At 71.7% G+C, this 14,323-nt stretch carries 15 protein-coding genes; 10 read left to right on the forward strand and 5 right to left on the reverse strand.

Features of this window, described 5'->3' with window-relative positions:
* Position 1: 1 nt before the first annotated feature.
* Together ACL02O_RS15065 and ACL02O_RS15070 are read left to right on the forward strand one after the other, a co-directional pair.
* The gene (locus tag ACL02O_RS15065; RefSeq protein WP_412818684.1) at positions 2 to 337 is read left to right on the forward strand and encodes a phospholipase; all 336 of its coding nucleotides are present in this window, start codon (positions 2 to 4) and stop codon (positions 335 to 337) included.
* Positions 338 to 829: 492 nt separating this feature from the next.
* On the forward strand, positions 830 to 1,090 hold the full coding sequence (locus ACL02O_RS15070; RefSeq protein ID WP_013284161.1) for a WhiB family transcriptional regulator: 261 nt from the start codon (positions 830 to 832) through the stop codon (positions 1,088 to 1,090).
* 69 nt (positions 1,091 to 1,159) lie between these two features.
* Here the strand turns inward: ACL02O_RS15070 and ACL02O_RS15075 are convergent, their stop codons facing one another.
* Positions 1,160 to 1,609, reverse strand: a complete 450-nt coding sequence (locus ACL02O_RS15075; RefSeq protein ID WP_265005471.1) for a metallopeptidase family protein — start codon at positions 1,607 to 1,609, stop codon at positions 1,160 to 1,162.
* Between the two features lie 154 nt (positions 1,610 to 1,763).
* Between ACL02O_RS15075 and ACL02O_RS15080 the strand changes: the two genes are divergently transcribed.
* Positions 1,764 to 2,132 (forward strand): DUF3499 domain-containing protein, encoded by a 369-nt coding sequence (locus tag ACL02O_RS15080; RefSeq protein WP_412818685.1) that lies wholly within the window; start codon positions 1,764 to 1,766, stop codon positions 2,130 to 2,132.
* Positions 2,133 to 2,182: 50 nt separating this feature from the next.
* Here ACL02O_RS15080 and ACL02O_RS15085 read toward each other — a convergent pair whose 3' ends face one another.
* From ACL02O_RS15085 to ACL02O_RS15100, 4 genes are all read right to left on the reverse strand, one after another.
* Positions 2,183 to 3,559 (reverse strand): NAD(P)/FAD-dependent oxidoreductase, encoded by a 1,377-nt coding sequence (locus tag ACL02O_RS15085; protein WP_412818686.1) that lies wholly within the window; start codon positions 3,557 to 3,559, stop codon positions 2,183 to 2,185.
* Positions 3,559 to 4,248 (reverse strand): pyridoxamine 5'-phosphate oxidase family protein, encoded by a 690-nt coding sequence (locus tag ACL02O_RS15090; protein WP_412818687.1) that lies wholly within the window; start codon positions 4,246 to 4,248, stop codon positions 3,559 to 3,561. The genes ACL02O_RS15085 and ACL02O_RS15090 overlap by 1 nt, the downstream gene beginning before the upstream one ends.
* Complete coding sequence (locus ACL02O_RS15095) at positions 4,233 to 5,579, reverse strand: aspartate aminotransferase family protein (protein ID WP_412818688.1); 1,347 nt, start codon at positions 5,577 to 5,579, stop codon at positions 4,233 to 4,235. The genes ACL02O_RS15090 and ACL02O_RS15095 overlap by 16 nt, the downstream gene beginning before the upstream one ends.
* 260 nt (positions 5,580 to 5,839) lie before the next feature.
* On the reverse strand, positions 5,840 to 6,352 hold the full coding sequence (locus ACL02O_RS15100) for an Lrp/AsnC family transcriptional regulator (RefSeq protein ID WP_412818689.1): 513 nt from the start codon (positions 6,350 to 6,352) through the stop codon (positions 5,840 to 5,842).
* 209 nt (positions 6,353 to 6,561) lie between these two features.
* On the opposite strand from ACL02O_RS15100, the gene ACL02O_RS15105 reads away from it, so the two are divergent.
* From ACL02O_RS15105 to speB, 7 genes are read left to right on the forward strand one after another with little or no spacing between them, the layout of a single operon-like run.
* Complete coding sequence (locus tag ACL02O_RS15105; protein ID WP_412818690.1) at positions 6,562 to 7,746, forward strand: ABC transporter substrate-binding protein; 1,185 nt, start codon at positions 6,562 to 6,564, stop codon at positions 7,744 to 7,746.
* 5 nt (positions 7,747 to 7,751) lie between these two features.
* Entirely contained in the window at positions 7,752 to 8,906 is a 1,155-nt protein-coding gene (locus ACL02O_RS15110) for an ABC transporter ATP-binding protein (RefSeq protein ID WP_412818691.1), read from the forward strand.
* Positions 8,903 to 9,814 carry an ABC transporter permease gene (locus tag ACL02O_RS15115; RefSeq protein WP_412818692.1) on the forward strand — a complete coding sequence of 304 codons (912 nt, stop codon included), beginning with the start codon at positions 8,903 to 8,905 and terminating at the stop codon, positions 9,812 to 9,814. The genes ACL02O_RS15110 and ACL02O_RS15115 overlap by 4 nt, the downstream gene beginning before the upstream one ends.
* Positions 9,814 to 10,680: an ABC transporter permease gene (locus tag ACL02O_RS15120; protein ID WP_412818693.1), complete on the forward strand. Its 867-nt coding sequence runs from the start codon at positions 9,814 to 9,816 to the stop codon at positions 10,678 to 10,680. Before ACL02O_RS15115 ends, ACL02O_RS15120 begins: the two co-directional genes overlap by 1 nt.
* On the forward strand, positions 10,677 to 12,098 hold the full coding sequence (locus tag ACL02O_RS15125; protein WP_412818694.1) for an NAD(P)/FAD-dependent oxidoreductase: 1,422 nt from the start codon (positions 10,677 to 10,679) through the stop codon (positions 12,096 to 12,098). Before ACL02O_RS15120 ends, ACL02O_RS15125 begins: the two co-directional genes overlap by 4 nt.
* Positions 12,098 to 13,300, forward strand: coding sequence for a saccharopine dehydrogenase family protein (locus tag ACL02O_RS15130; protein ID WP_412818695.1), 1,203 nt, complete (start codon positions 12,098 to 12,100; stop codon positions 13,298 to 13,300). The genes ACL02O_RS15125 and ACL02O_RS15130 overlap by 1 nt, the downstream gene beginning before the upstream one ends.
* Positions 13,297 to 14,310: an agmatinase gene (gene speB / locus ACL02O_RS15135; RefSeq protein ID WP_412818696.1), complete on the forward strand. Its 1,014-nt coding sequence runs from the start codon at positions 13,297 to 13,299 to the stop codon at positions 14,308 to 14,310. The genes ACL02O_RS15130 and speB overlap by 4 nt, the downstream gene beginning before the upstream one ends.
* Positions 14,311 to 14,323: the final 13 nt, after the last annotated feature.

The following is a 14,323-nucleotide window of genomic DNA, read 5'->3' on the forward strand; positions in this document are numbered from 1 at the left end:
TGTGCACGAGCACACCCTGGGGCCGTCGGAGACCGGCAGTGTCGTGCTCGACCTGGGCGGCGACTCCGGCGCACTGATCATCTACACCGGCCGCGAGCTGCGCGGGCGCGAGATCGAGATCAGCCGCGCCGACGGGGGCGGATCGCGTACCCACTCGGCCGTGCGGGAGCGTCACGTCCGCGACGGGGTCATCCACAGTGCTGTCTACCCGGACCTGGAGGCAGGTCTATATACCGTCTGGTGGGACGACCGGACGCCCGCCGGGGCGATCTCGGTCACCGGTGGCGCGGTTGCCGAGTTCGTCTGGCCGACCAGCTCACCGCCGGCGGTCGGCTGACCGTACGCCCGCTCTGCCCGCCACGCCCCGTCCATCAGTTGGACGGGGCGTCGTCGGCGTTCGTCGGCTCGACGGGCGGTTGCGCGCCGGGCGGGTTAACCTTTGCCCCACCACAATGCTGATCTTGGAGCGTGTCGCGAAGGCCGCCCGGGTACGGCCCGCCGGAGCCTCCAGCGGGGACCGCCGAGCGGTCCGGTGCCGCATGCGCCACGGCGAAAATCTCGGGCAACTCGCCGGGAAGGGCGTTACTCGTCCGGGGTCTGAATCGATAGGGCAGGTTGCGAGGCTCGGGCGACCCGGATGGTCGCCGGTACGTGTCGGGAGGGCGACTCCATTATCAAGTTTGGCTTGACGGCGCACGCATTACACGCGTGTAATTTGAATGGGGTTGTTCACGCGGAACGCAACAAATTGCGACCGGACGGACAAGCACGCCTTTCGCGTGGGGGGTTGCAGCGGCGATGACGCCGGTGCGCGACAAGGAGGCAACTGATGGACGGCCAGCTCGAGGTGGCCGACCTGCTCGGAAACGCGCCGGAGTGGCAGGAGCGGGCGCTCTGCTCGCAGACCGACCCGGAGGCGTTCTTTCCCGAGAAGGGCGGCTCGACCCGCGAGGCGAAGCGCATCTGCTCGCGGTGTGAGGTCAAGACGGAATGCCTGGAGTACGCCCTCGGCCACGACGAGCGGTTCGGGATCTGGGGCGGGCTCTCGGAGCGGGAGCGGCGCAAGCTCAAGCGGCGGGTCGCCGCCTGACGCGATCCGGGCCGGGGCGGTGGGGGCCGCCCGGGCCCGGAACGACCGGCGGAGTCGGCGGGGGAGGGCTCAGGCCAGTTCGTCGGGGTCGACGCCGAGCAGGTTGGCCACCTGCTCGATGATCACGTCGTGCACGAGGTCCGCGAGGTCCTCGCGATCCATCGCGCGGAACTCCAGCGGCCGCCGGTAGAGCACGATCCGCGGGGGCACCTCCTGCCGGCCCGGCCGGCCGGGCAGTAGCCGTGCGAGCGGCACCTCGCCGTCCTCCAGGACGTCGGAGTCGTAGACGTTCAGGTCCGGCGGGACGTCCTCGACGGCGAACTCGACGCCGGCCAGTTCCTTGGCGAAGCGGCGCTCCAGGGTCTCCACCGTGTCCAGCACCAGGTCGTCGAAGATCTCGGCCTTCGTCCGGGCCAGCGGTACGGTGGCCGGCACCAGCCGCCCCCGCAGCCCTCGACCGTGGCGGTCGCGGTGGGTGCGCCGGCCGGAGCCGGGGCGGCGGTTCTCCGGGCTCGTCATGACGCAAAGGGTAGCCCGCCCGTCCCGGCGGCCCGTCGATGCGCCGACGCAGCGGCGCGCCGGTGATCCGATCGGGCGAATTGTGATCACCATGACGGGCGTGTCGTAACGCGAAGCGGTGCGCCGGACCCGGTAATGGAGATACCCTGCCGCCGTGAGGTCACCACGGCGCTGCTCCCGTAACGGCTGCCCCCGGCAAGCGGTCGCCACATTGACCTATGTCTACAACGAGTCCACCGCCGTGGTGGGTCCCCTGGCGGCCTTCGCCGAGCCGCACACGTACGACCTCTGCGAGCCGCACGCCCGTAGCCTGACCGCGCCGCGCGGCTGGGACGTGGTCCGGCACGAGGGTGAGTTCGAGCCGCCGCCGCCCACCACCGACGACCTGGTCGCGCTGGCCGAGGCGGTCCGCGAGGCCGCCCGCCCCGCGCCGCCGCGCCCACCCGAGAGCGACCACCCCGCCCCGCAGACCCCGCAGCAGGGCCGCCGCGGCCACCTCCGCGTCATCCCTCCCAACCACTGATCACCGCCCGGCGCCGACCGATCCGGTGATCAAGGAGCCGGGGCGGCCGGTCAGTGGCCGAGGAGGCGGGAGAAGACGGCGGCGCGGCGGGACGGGCGGCCGGTGCGCAGCTCGGCCTCGTCGGCGGAGAACATCACCTTGAGGCCGGCGTTGATCGCCAGCCAGCGCAGGGGTTCCGGCTCCCACCGGGGGGAGCGGTGGTTGACCCAGGGGAGCGCAGTCAGATCGCTGTCCACGCCCCGGATCAGGTCGGCGAGGGTACGCCCGGCCAGGTTGCTGGTGCCGACGCCGTCTCCGACGTAGCCGCCGGCCCAGGCGAGACCGGTGCTCCGGTCCAGCCCCACCGAGGCGGCCCAGTCCCGGGCGACGCCGAGCGGCCCGCCCCAACTGTGGCTCACCGGCACCTCCGGCCCGAGCACCGGGAAGAGTTCGCCCAGCACCCGCCGCAGCGCGGCGAAGACCCGGGGCTCCCGGTCGTAGCCGGGGCGGACCCGGGAGCCGAAGTGGTAAGGGGCGCCCCGCCCGCCGAAGGCGAGCCGGCCGTCGGCGGTGCGCTGGCCGTAGATGATGACGTGCCGGTAGTCGGAGAAGGTCTCCCGCTCGGCCAGCCCGATCTCCGCCCAGGTCGACTCGGGCAGCGGTTCGGTGGCCACCATCAGCGAGTAGACGGGCGCGACGGCCCGCCGCTGCCCGGGCAGGGCGGGGGTGAAGCCCTCGGTCGCCCGGACCACCACCGGCGCGCGGACCACCCCGGCGGGGGTCACCGCGGCACCGGAGCGCACCGCCGTGACCGGGGTCCGCTCGAAGATCCGTACGCCCCGGCGCTCGACCGCCCGGGCCAGGCCGCGGACCAGTTTCGCCGGGTGCACCGCGGCGCAGTGCGGGGTGTACGTGCCGCCGCGTACCCCGTCGACGTGGCAGCGGGCGGCGGCCTCGGCGGCGTCGAGCAGCACCAGGTCTTCCTCGGCGAGCCCGTACTCGCGGGCCTCGGCGACGGCGGCCCGGGCCCGGCCGAGCTGGACCTCGCTGCGGGCCAGCACCACCGTGCCGCCGGCCCGCCAGTCGCAGTCGATCCCCTCGGCCGCGACCACCCGGCCGACCTCGCGGACGGTCTCCTGCATGGCCCGCTGCATCGCCAGGGCGCGGTCCCGGCCGTGCCGGCGGGCCAGCGCCGGCAGCGAGGTGGGGAAGAGCGCCGAGCACCAGCCGCCGTTGCGCCCGGAGGCGCCGTACCCGGCGATCGCCTGCTCCAGCACCACGATCCGCAGCGTCGGGTCCGCGTCGGCGAGGTGGTACGCCGTCCACAGCCCGGTGTAGCCGGCCCCGACGATCACCACGTCGGCGTCCGTGTCACCGGGCAGCCCGGGGCGCGGGGTCAGCGGCTCGTCCACGCCGGACAGCCAGTACGACAGCTCGTGGTAGGGCATCACCACTCCGGTGGGGGCAGGTCGTGGCGCAGCCGCGGGTCGGGCTGCGGGGTGCCGTACGCCTCGACGACCGGCACCACCCCGGCCCAGACCGGCCGGTCGAGGTCGTCCTCGGGATCGTCGGGCGGGCCGGCGCTGACCTTCACCGAGCACTCCGCCAGTGGCAGGGAGAGCACCAGCGTGGCGGCCAGTTCCTTCGTCGAGGGCGGCCGGATCTGCGCCCAGCGGCCGGGGAGCAGGCGCTCGGAGAGGCGTTCGAGAGCGGCCAGCTTCTCGGGGCCGTCCAGTGCCGTCAGCCGGCCGAGCACCATCGCGCAGCGGTAGTTCATCGAGGACTCGAAGGCGCTGCGGGCCAGCACCAGGCCGTCGAGCAGGGTGACGGTGAGGCAGGCCGGGGCGCCGGCGGCGAGGTGCCGGAACAGTCGGCTGCCGGTGGAGCCGTGCACCAGCACCCGCTCGCCGTCGCGGGTGTAGGCGACCGGCAGCGCGTACGGCTGGTCGTGGTCGGCGATGGCCAGGTGGCCGACCCGGCCGGCGTCGAGCACGGCGTGCAGGGTCGGCCGCTCGTGGACGGCGAGGTCGGGCAGGCGGCGTACCCGGGTGCGGTCGGTTCCGCCGACGGGAGCGGGCCGCGACCCGTGGGTCCCGGCCCCGTCCGACCCTGGGCCGCCGGTCAGAGGCGCGACCATGCCTCGGTCAGCACCGCGCGCAGGATCTGCTCGATCTCGTCGAACTGCTCCTGCCCGGCGATCAGCGGCGGGGCGAGCTGCACCACCGGGTCGCCGCGGTCGTCGGCGCGGCAGTAGAGGCCGGCCTGGAAGAGCGCGGTGGAGAGGAAGCCGCGCAGCAGCCGCTCGGACTCGGCCTCGTCGAAGGTCTCCCGGGTCGCCTTGTCCTTGACCAGTTCGATTCCGTAGAAGTAGCCGTCGCCTCGGACGTCGCCGACGATCGGCAGGTCGGTGAGGCTCTCCAGGGTGGACCGGAAGGCGCCCTCGTTGGCCCGGACGTGCCCGACCAGGTCCTCGCGGGCGAAGACCTCCAGGTTGGCCAGGGCCACCGCGCAGGAGACCGGGTGCCCGCCGAAGGTCACCCCGTGGGCGAACATGCCGGTCTCGGTGAGGAACGGTTCCATCAGCCGGTCGCTGGCGATCATCGCGCCGAGCGGGGCGTAGCCGGAGGTGATGCCCTTGGCGGTGGTGATGATGTCGGGCTGGTAGCCGTAGCGGGTGGCGCCGAAGTACTCGCCGAGCCGGCCCCACGAGCAGATCACCTCGTCACTGACGAGCAGCACGTCGTACGCGTCGCAGATCTCCCGGACCCGCTGGAAGTAGCCGGGCGGCGGCGGGAAGCAGCCGCCGGAGTTCTGCACCGGCTCCAGGAAGACCGCGGCCACGGTGTCCGGCCCCTCCCGCTCGATGGCGCGGCCGATCTCCTCGGCGGCCCAGCGGCCGAACGCCTCGGGGTCGTCGCCGTGCTCGGGGGCCCGGTAGAAGTTGGTGTTGGGGACCTTGATGCCGCCGGGCACCAGCGGCTCGAAGTCGCTCTTGATGCCGGGCAGGCCGGTGATCGACAGCGCCCCCATCGAGGTGCCGTGGTACGCGATGTACCGGCTGACCACCTTGTACTTGTTGGGCTTGCCGGTGCGCTTGAAGTAGGCCCGGGCCAGCTTCCACGCCGCCTCGACGGCCTCCGAGCCGCCGGTGGTGAAGAAGACCCGGTTCAGGTCGCCGGGGGCCAGCGCGGCGACCTTCTCGGCCAGCTCGACGGCGGTCGGGTGGGCGTACGACCACAGTGGGAAGTAGGCCAGTTCGGCGGCCTGCTTGGCGGCCGCCTCGGCGAGCTCGGTCCGGCCGTGGCCGGCGTTGACGACGAAGAGCCCCGCGAGTCCGTCCAGGTAGCGGCGGCCCTGCGAGTCCCAGACGTACGCGCCCTCGCCGCGCACGATCGTCGGTACCTCGCCGGCGGAGTAGCTGGCCATCCGGGTGAAGTGCATCCAGAGGTGGTCGGTGGCGTTGGCCATGTCAGCCCCATCGGGTCTCGGGCCGGTCAGGGGTGACACCGGCCGCTCTGCCCACGGTTATCCCACAATCAATGCTGATAACGCAAGCAGTAGCGGTCTTAGGCAACGAATTCAGCAGGACGCCATGACTGATGCAACGGATTCCGCATCGCCGTCTCCGTCTGGTCGCACTCGGGCCGCGGACCGTCCGGCCGGACCGTGACCGGCCTCGCGGGCCGGCCGCCCGACGCGCGTTCCTGGCCACCCCGAAACCTCGCCGATCAGGCCGTGCCCCAGCTGTAGGTCTGCTTGCGCAGCTTGAGGTAGACGAACGCCTCGGTGGACAGCACGCCGGGGACGGTGCGCAGCTTCTGCAGGATCTCCAGCAGGTGCGCGTCGTTGCGGCAGACCACCTCGGCGAGCAGGTCGAACGAGCCGGCGGTGATCACCACGTAGTCGATCTCCTCGAACTCGGCGAGCCGGTCGGCCACGGTCTCCAGGTCGCCGTCGGTGCGCAGGCCGATCATGGCCTGGCGGGGAAAGCCGAGCTGGAGCGGATCGGTGACCGCGACGATCTGCATGACCCCGGCGTCGAGGAGCCGCTGCACCCGCTGCCGGACCGCCGCCTCGGAGAGGCCGACCGCCTTGCCGATGGTCGCGTACGGGCGCCGGCCATCCTCCTGCAGCTGCTCGATGATCTGCTTCGCGACGTCGTCGAGCAGGGCGTGACTGGCTCCTTCGCGCACCGTGACGCGGCGTGCACCGTTGCCGTTCTCCAGTTGCCGGTTGACCATCGTCCGCTCCCCATGTCCGAGTCCTTCGCGCTGAGCGTAGTGCCTCGCCGCAGTCTGGCGTATTTCGTGGTCCGTGGCTATTCCCGCAACGGAATCCCTTGTAAGGGAGTGCCCCTCATGTCAGGATCAGTCGTCCATCGCCATTGACCCTCCCGCCGGCGCGCCACCCCCGTCCCGCCGCCGACGATGACCCCCCTAGGAGTCGTCACATGCGTAGTTCCCAGCGGTCCCTCACCCGGCGTGGTCTGCTCACCGGCACCCTCGGTTCGGCCGCACTGCTCGCCACGGCGGGCACCCTGGCCGGCTGCGGCACCAAGGGCGCCCAGCAGACCGAGGCCGGCTGCAAGAGCGATGACCTCTCCGCCACAGAGCAGAAGCTGGCGTTCTCCAACTGGCCCCAGTACATGGACGTCGACGAGAAGGACGAGTCCAAGCGCCCCACCCTGGACGCGTTCATCGCCAAGTCCGGCATCCAGGTGACCTACACCGAGGATGTCAACGACAACAACGAGTTCTTCGGCAAGGTGCAGAACCAGCTCGCCGGTTGTCAGCCCACCGGGCGGGACGTCATGGTCCTGACCGACTGGATGGCGGCCCGGATGATCCGGCTCGGCTGGATCCAGAAGCTGGACAAGGCGAAGCTGCCCAACGTCGAGGCGAACCTGCTGCCCTCGCTGCGCAACCGCTCCTTCGACAGCGACAACCAGCTGGCCATCCCGTGGCAGTCCGGCCTCGCCGGGATCGCCTACAACGGCAAGGTGGCCAAGGAGGTCCGCACGATCGACGAGCTGCTCGCCCGCCCCGACCTGAAGGGCAAGGTGACCGCGCTGTCGGAGATGCGCGACACCATGGGCCTGCTGCTCCAGTCCAACGGGCACGACCCGGCGAACTTCACCACAGCCCAGTTCGACGACGCGCTGAGCAAGCTGAAGAAGGCCGTCGACAGCAAGCAGATCCGCAAGTTCACCGGCAACGACTACGCCCCCGACCTGGCCAAGGGTGACATCGCCGCGTGCATCGGCTGGTCCGGCGACGTGATCCAGCTCGGCTTCGACGACGAGAAGATCAAGTTCGTGGTGCCGGAGTCCGGCGTGATGCTCTGGTCGGACAACATGCTGGTGCCCAACAAGGCCAGCCACAAGGCGAACGCCGAAGAGCTGATCAACTACTACTACGACCCGGCGGTGGCCGCGCAGCTCGCCGCGTACGTCAACTACATCTGCCCGGTCAAGGGCGCGCAGGCCGAGATGGAGAAGATCGATCCGGACCTGGCCGCGAACCCGCTCATCTTCCCCGACGAGGCCATGCTGTCGAAGTCCAAGGTCTTCATGGCCCTGTCGGAGAAGCAGGAGAAGGAGTACGAGGCCAAGTTCCAGCAGGTCATCGGGGCGTGAGAACGATGGGACACGAGACACCGGCCGGCGATCTGCGGCTGGCCAACCTGACCAAGCGGTTCGGCGTCTTCACCGCGGTGGACGACCTCAGCCTGACCGTCCCGCAGGGCTCGTTCTTCGCCCTGCTCGGTGCCTCCGGCTGCGGCAAGACCACCACCCTGCGGATGATCGCCGGACTGGAGGAGCCGACCAGCGGGCAGGTGCTGCTCGGTGACCGGGACATCGCCGGGCTGCGGCCGTACAAGCGGCCGGTGAACACCGTGTTCCAGAGTTACGCCCTCTTCCCGCACCTCGACATCCACGAGAACGTGGCCTTCGGGCTGCGCCGGCGCGGCATCCGCAAGGTGACCGACCAGGTGGAGCGGATGCTGGCGCTGGTGCAGCTCGAAGGCTACGGCCGGCGTAAGCCCGCCCAGCTCTCCGGCGGCCAGCAGCAGCGCGTCGCGCTGGCTCGCGCCCTGATCAACCACCCGCAGGTGCTGCTGCTCGACGAGCCGCTCGGCGCGCTCGACCTGAAGCTGCGCCGGCAGATGCAGATCGAGCTGAAGCGGATCCAGACCGAGGTCGGCATCACCTTCGTGCACGTCACCCACGACCAGGAGGAGGCCATGACCATGGCCGACACCGTCGCGGTGATGAACGCCGGCCGGATCGAGCAGCTCGGCGCCCCCGCCGACCTGTACGAGTACCCGGCCACCGCGTTCGTGGCGAACTTCCTCGGCCAGTCCAACCTGCTGGCCGGCGAGGCGGGCGGGCGCAGCGGGGGCGACGTGCTGGTCACCGCGCACGGCTCGCGGTACTCGGTCCCCGCCGAACGGGCCCGCGTCGACCACGGTCCGGTCTTTCTGGGGGTACGCCCCGAGAAGCTGCACCTGGTCGAGGACGCCGACCCGGTGCCGGTCACGCATCAGCACGTCGGCGGCGTGGTGACCGACGCCTCGTACGTCGGGGTGAGCACCCAGTACCTCGTGCGGACGGCGTGGGGCAGCGAGCTGTCCGTGTTCGCCGCGAACAGCGGACTCGGCGGGCGGCTGGCCGTCGGCACCCCGGTGACCGCCCACTGGGAACCGCGGCACGCCTTCCTGCTGCCCCGGGAGTCCGACGAGGACGACCAGACCAGCCCGCTGTTCGACGAGCCGCCGGTCGGTGTCGGGTCATGAGCGCGCTGGCCCACGCACCGGCCGCGTCGGGAGAGCCGGCAGCGCCGCCGGCGCCCCGGCGGGCACGCCACCGGCTGCTGCCGTACCTGTTGCTGCTACCGGGCGCGGCCTGGCTGCTGATCTTCTTCGCCCTGCCGCTGCTCCAACTCGCCGCAGCCAGCCTCTACGACCCGGGCGGATCGCTCTCCACCGGGTACGCGATGACCTGGGCGTTCGGCAACTACCCGACGGCGTTGCAGGCGTACTGGCCGCACTTCGTGCGGTCGTTCACCTACTCGGCGATCGCGTTGGCGCTGGCCCTGCTGATGGGCTACCCGCTGGCGTACGGGATCGCGCAGAAGGCCGGACGGTGGAAGAACCTGCTGCTGGTGGCCGTGGTCGCGCCGCAGTTCACCAGCTTCCTGGTCCGGACGCTGGCGTGGAAGACCATCCTGTCGGACAACGGCGCTCTGGTCGGGCTGCTGCGCGACGTGCACCTGCTCGGGCCGGACGGCCGGCTGCTGGCCACCCCGTTCGCGGTGGTGCTCGGCCTGACGTACAACTTCCTGCCCTTCCTGGTGCTGCCGCTGTACGCGAGCCTGGAGCGGCTCGACCCCCGGCTGCTGGAGGCGGCGAGCGACTTGTACGCGAGCCCGCTGCGGGCCTTCCAGAAGGTCACCCTGCCGCTCTCCATGCCCGGCCTGATCGCCGGCACGCTGCTCTTCTTCATCCCGGCCACCGGCGACTACATCAACGCCGAACTGCTCGGCACCCCGAACGAGTACATGATCGGCAACGTCATCGACTCCGCGTTCCTGGTCCGGCTGGACTACCCGCAGGGTGCGGCCCTGTCGTTCCTGCTGATGGCGGCGATCCTCGCGATCGTCTTCGGCTACCTGCGCAAGGCCGGCACGGAGGAGGTGCTCTGATGAGCGCGAGGAGTGCAGCGCTGATGCGTACCTCACGGTGGATCGCCGACCGGTGGGTGATGGGCGTGGCCCTGCTCGTTCTCGGCTACCTCTCGCTGCCGATCGTCGTGGTCGCCGGGCTCTCCTTCAACCGGCCCTCCAGTCGGCTGTCCTACGACTTCAACGAGTTCACCCTGGACAACTGGACCCGGCCCTGCGCCACCTCAGACATGTGCGACGCGGTGGTACGCAGCATGGAGATCGGCCTGATCGCCACGGTGGTCTCCACCATCCTCGGCACGCTGATGGCGTTCGCCCTGGTGCGGCACGGGTTCCGGGGTCGGTCCGGGATCAACGGCCTGATCTTCCTGCCGATGGCCACCCCGGAACTGGTGATGGGCACCTCGCTGCTCGCCCTCTTCGTCGCCGCCGGAGTGCCGCAGGGGTTCTGGACCATCGTCATCGCCCACGTGATGTTCTGCGTCTCGTTCGTGGTGGTCACCGTGAAGGCCCGCCTCTCCGGCATGGACCGGCGGCTGGAGGAGGCCGCCATGGACCTGTACGCCAGCGAGTGGCAGACCTTCCGCCGGATCACCCTGCCGCTGGTGCTGCCCGGCATCATCGCCGCCGCGCTGCTGGCCTTCTCGCTCAGCTTCGACGACTTCATCATCACGAACTTCAACGCCGGCACCACCGTCACCTTCCCGATGTACGTCTGGGGTGCCGCCCAGCGGGGCATCCCGCCGCAGGTCAACGTCATCGGCACGGCGATGTTCGGGATAGCGCTGCTGCTGGTCGGCGCCAGCACGCTGCGCGGGCGGCGGGCCCGGCGGGCGGCTCTGGTGGCCCCCGTCGCGTCCGGACGGACGGCGAAGAGCGGATCATGAAACTCCCGCATACCGGCCGGGCGCTGGCCGACGCCGCGCCCGTCCCGTACTGGCTCGACCGGCCGGAACGCCCCGACCCGCTGCCGCCGCTGGCCGGCGCGCATGACACCGACCTGCTGGTGGTCGGCGGTGGGTACTCGGGGCTCTGGGCCGCCCTGCTGGCCAGGCAGGCCGATCCGGGGCGGGACGTGCTCCTGGTCGAGGCCGGCAGCTGCGGCTGGGCGGCGTCCGGGCGGAACGGCGGGTTCTGCGCCGCATCGCTCACCCACGGCCTCGCCAACGGCGTCGACCGGTTTCCCGGTGAGATCGACGAGCTGGAACGGCTCGGCCGGGAGAACCTGGACGCCATCGTCGCCACCGTCGCCGAGCACGGCATCGAGTGCGACCTCGAACGCACCGGCGAGCTGGCGGTGGCGGTCGAGCCGTACCAGCTCGCCGGGCTCGCCGAGGACGCCGAGCTGGCCCGCCGGTACGGCCACGACGTCCGCCTGCTCGACGCCGACGAGGTGCGCGCCGAGGTGGACTCGCCCACGTACCTGGGCGGGATGTGGGACCGGGACCGGGTGGCCATGCTCGACCCGGCGAAGCTGGCCTGGGGGCTCCGCCGCGCCGCGCTCGACCTGGGCGTACGGATCCACGAGCACACCCGGGTCACCGGGCTGCGCCGGGACGGCGGGGCGCTGCGCGCCGCCACGGCGGGCGGCCCCGACGGCGCGCCCGGCACGGTCCGGGCCGGGCAGGTGGTGCTGGCCACCAACGCGTTCCCGCCGCTGCTGCGCCGGCTGCGCGCCTGGCTGGTGCCGGTCTACGACTACGCGCTGATGACCGAGCCGCTCTCCGCGGCGCAGCGGACGGCGGTCGGCTGGGCGAACCGGCAGGGGCTGGCCGACGTCGGCAACCAGTTCCACTACTACCGGATCACCACCGACGGTCGGATCCTCTTCGGCGGCTACGACGCGGTCTACCACTACGGCAACCGGGTGGCACCGGAGCTGGCGCAGCGGCAGGCCACCTTCACCGCCCTCGCCGACCACTTCTTCGCCACGTTCCCGCAGCTCTCCGACGTCCGCTTCAGCCACCGCTGGGGTGGCGTCATCGACACCTGCACCCGATTCTGCCCGTTCTTCGGCACCGCCTACGAGGGGCGGCTGGCGTACGCGGCCGGGTTCACCGGTCTCGGCGTCGGGGCCACCCGCTTCGGCGCGCGGGTCATGCTCGACCTGCTCGGCGGCGCGGACACCCCGCTGACCCGGCTCGACCTGGTGCGCAGCAAGCCGTTGCCGTTCCCGCCGGAGCCGTTCCGGGCCACCGGCATCAACCTCACCCGGTGGTCGCTCGCCCGCGCCGACGCGCGCCAGGGGCGCCGCAACCTGTGGCTCCGTACTCTCGATCGTCTTGGACTGGGGTTCGATTCCTGATGCGCATCCTGCTCGTCGGTGCCGGCGGGGTCGGCTCCGCCGCCGTCGCCATCGCCGCCCGCCGCTTCTTCTTCGAGACCGTGGTGGTCGCCGACCACGACCTGAGCCGCGCCGAGCGGGCGGTCGCCGGCCACGGCGACCGCTTCGTCGCCGCCCAGCTCGATGCCGCCTCTTCCGAGGCGGTCACCGCGCTCTGCCGTACGCACCGGATCACCCACGTGCTCAACGCGGTCGACCCCCGCTTCGTCATGCCGATCTTCAACGGCGCCTACGCTGCCGGGGCCGACTACCTGGACATGGCGATGTCCCTGTCCCACCCGCACCCGACCGCGCCGTACGAGCAGACCGGGGTGAAGCTCGGCGACGAGCAGTTCGCTGCCTCCGAGCAGTGGTCCGCGGCCGGCCGGCTCGCGCTCTGCGGCATCGGCGTGGAGCCCGGCCTCTCCGACGTCTTCGCGCGCTACGCCGCCGACGAGCTCTTCACCGAGATCGACGAGATCGGCGTACGTGACGGGGCGAACCTGACCGTCGACGGCTACGACTTCGCCCCGTCGTTCTCCATCTGGACCACCATCGAGGAGTGCCTGAACCCGCCCGTGGTCTGGGCGGAGGGGCGGGGCTGGTACACCACCGAGCCGTTCAGCGAGCCGGAGGTGTTCGAGTTCCCCGAGGGGATCGGCCCGGTCGAGTGCGTCAACGTGGAGCACGAGGAGGTGCTGCTCGTCCCGCGCTGGGTCAAGGCGAGGCGGGTCACCTTCAAGTACGGCCTCGGCGACGAGTTCATCGAGGTGCTGAAGACCCTGCACAAGCTCGGCCTGGACTCGACTTCACCGGTGCGCGTGGGCGGCGCCTCGGTTTCTCCCCGCGATGTCGTCGCCGCCAGCCTGCCCGACCCGGCAGCCCTGGGCGACAGGATGCGGGGCAAGACCTGCGCGGGGACGTACGTGACCGGCACCGGCCGGGACGGCCGGCCCCGGAAGGTGTACCTCTACCACGTGGTCGACAACGAGTGGTCGATGCGGGAGTACGGCCACCAGGCGGTGGTCTGGCAGACCGCGGTCAACCCGGTCGTCGCGCTGGAGCTGCTCGCCACCGGCGGCTGGTCCGGCGTCGGCGTGCTCGGTCCGGAGGCGTTCCCCCCGGTACCCTTCCTCGACCTGCTGAGCGGCTACGGCTCGCCGTGGCGGATGGAGGAGCGGTGACCCGGTACGGCCCGATGTTCGGCCCCGACGTCACGTTCCTCGGGGTGCCGCCGTGCACCATCGAGGAGCCGGTGACGTACGCCGACGCCGACGTGGTGATCGTCGGTGCGCCCTTCGACGGCGGCACCTCGCACCGGCCGGGCACCCGGTTCGGCCCGTCCGCCATCCGGCAGGCCTGCTACCTGCCGCACGACGGCTCCCGCCCGTCGCTCGCGATGCGCGTCGACGGGTTGCAGGACCTCTGCGTCTACGACGCGGGCGACGTGGAGATGTTCTCCGGCGACATCGAACGGTCGCTGTCCGCGCTGGAGTCGGCGGTGCACGCGGTGGCGGCGGCCGGGGCTATCCCGATCGTGCTCGGCGGCGACCACTCCATCGCCCTGCCCGACGCCACCGGGGTGGCCCGGCGGTACGGCTTCGGCCGGGTGTCGCTGGTGCACTTCGACGCGCACGCCGACACCGGGGACATCGAGTTCGGCTCGCTGCACGGGCACGGCCAGCCGATGCGCCGGCTCATCGAGTCCGGTGCGGTACGCGGCGACCGCTTCCTCCAGATCGGCCTGCGCGGCTACTGGCCCGGCCCGGAGACCCTGTCCTGGATGGCCGAGCAGCGGATGCGCTCGTACGAGATGACCGAGGTGGTTGCCCGCGGGCTCGACGAGTGCCTGTCGGAGGCGTTCGGGATCGCCACGGACGAGTGCGAGGGGGTCTTCCTCTCCGTCGACGTCGACGTGGTCGACCCCGGCATGGCCCCCGGCACCGGCACCCCGGAGCCGGGCGGGTTCACCTCCCGGCAGCTCCTCGACGCGGTCCGGCGCTGCTGCTACGAGCTGCCCGTGGTCGGGGTGGACGTGGTCGAGGTGGCCCCGCCGTACGACCACGCCGACATCACCGCGTACCTCGGCAACCGGGTGGTCCTGGAGGCCCTGTCCGCGATCGCCCGCCGCCGCCGCGACGCCGCCGGCGGCCCACCCTGGGACCCGAGGCAACCCCTCCTGGAGGGTCGCTGACGAGTGGTGGGTG

It is taken from the genome of Micromonospora mangrovicola (genome assembly GCF_047200535.1).
Lineage (GTDB): Bacteria > Actinomycetota > Actinomycetes > Mycobacteriales > Micromonosporaceae > Micromonospora.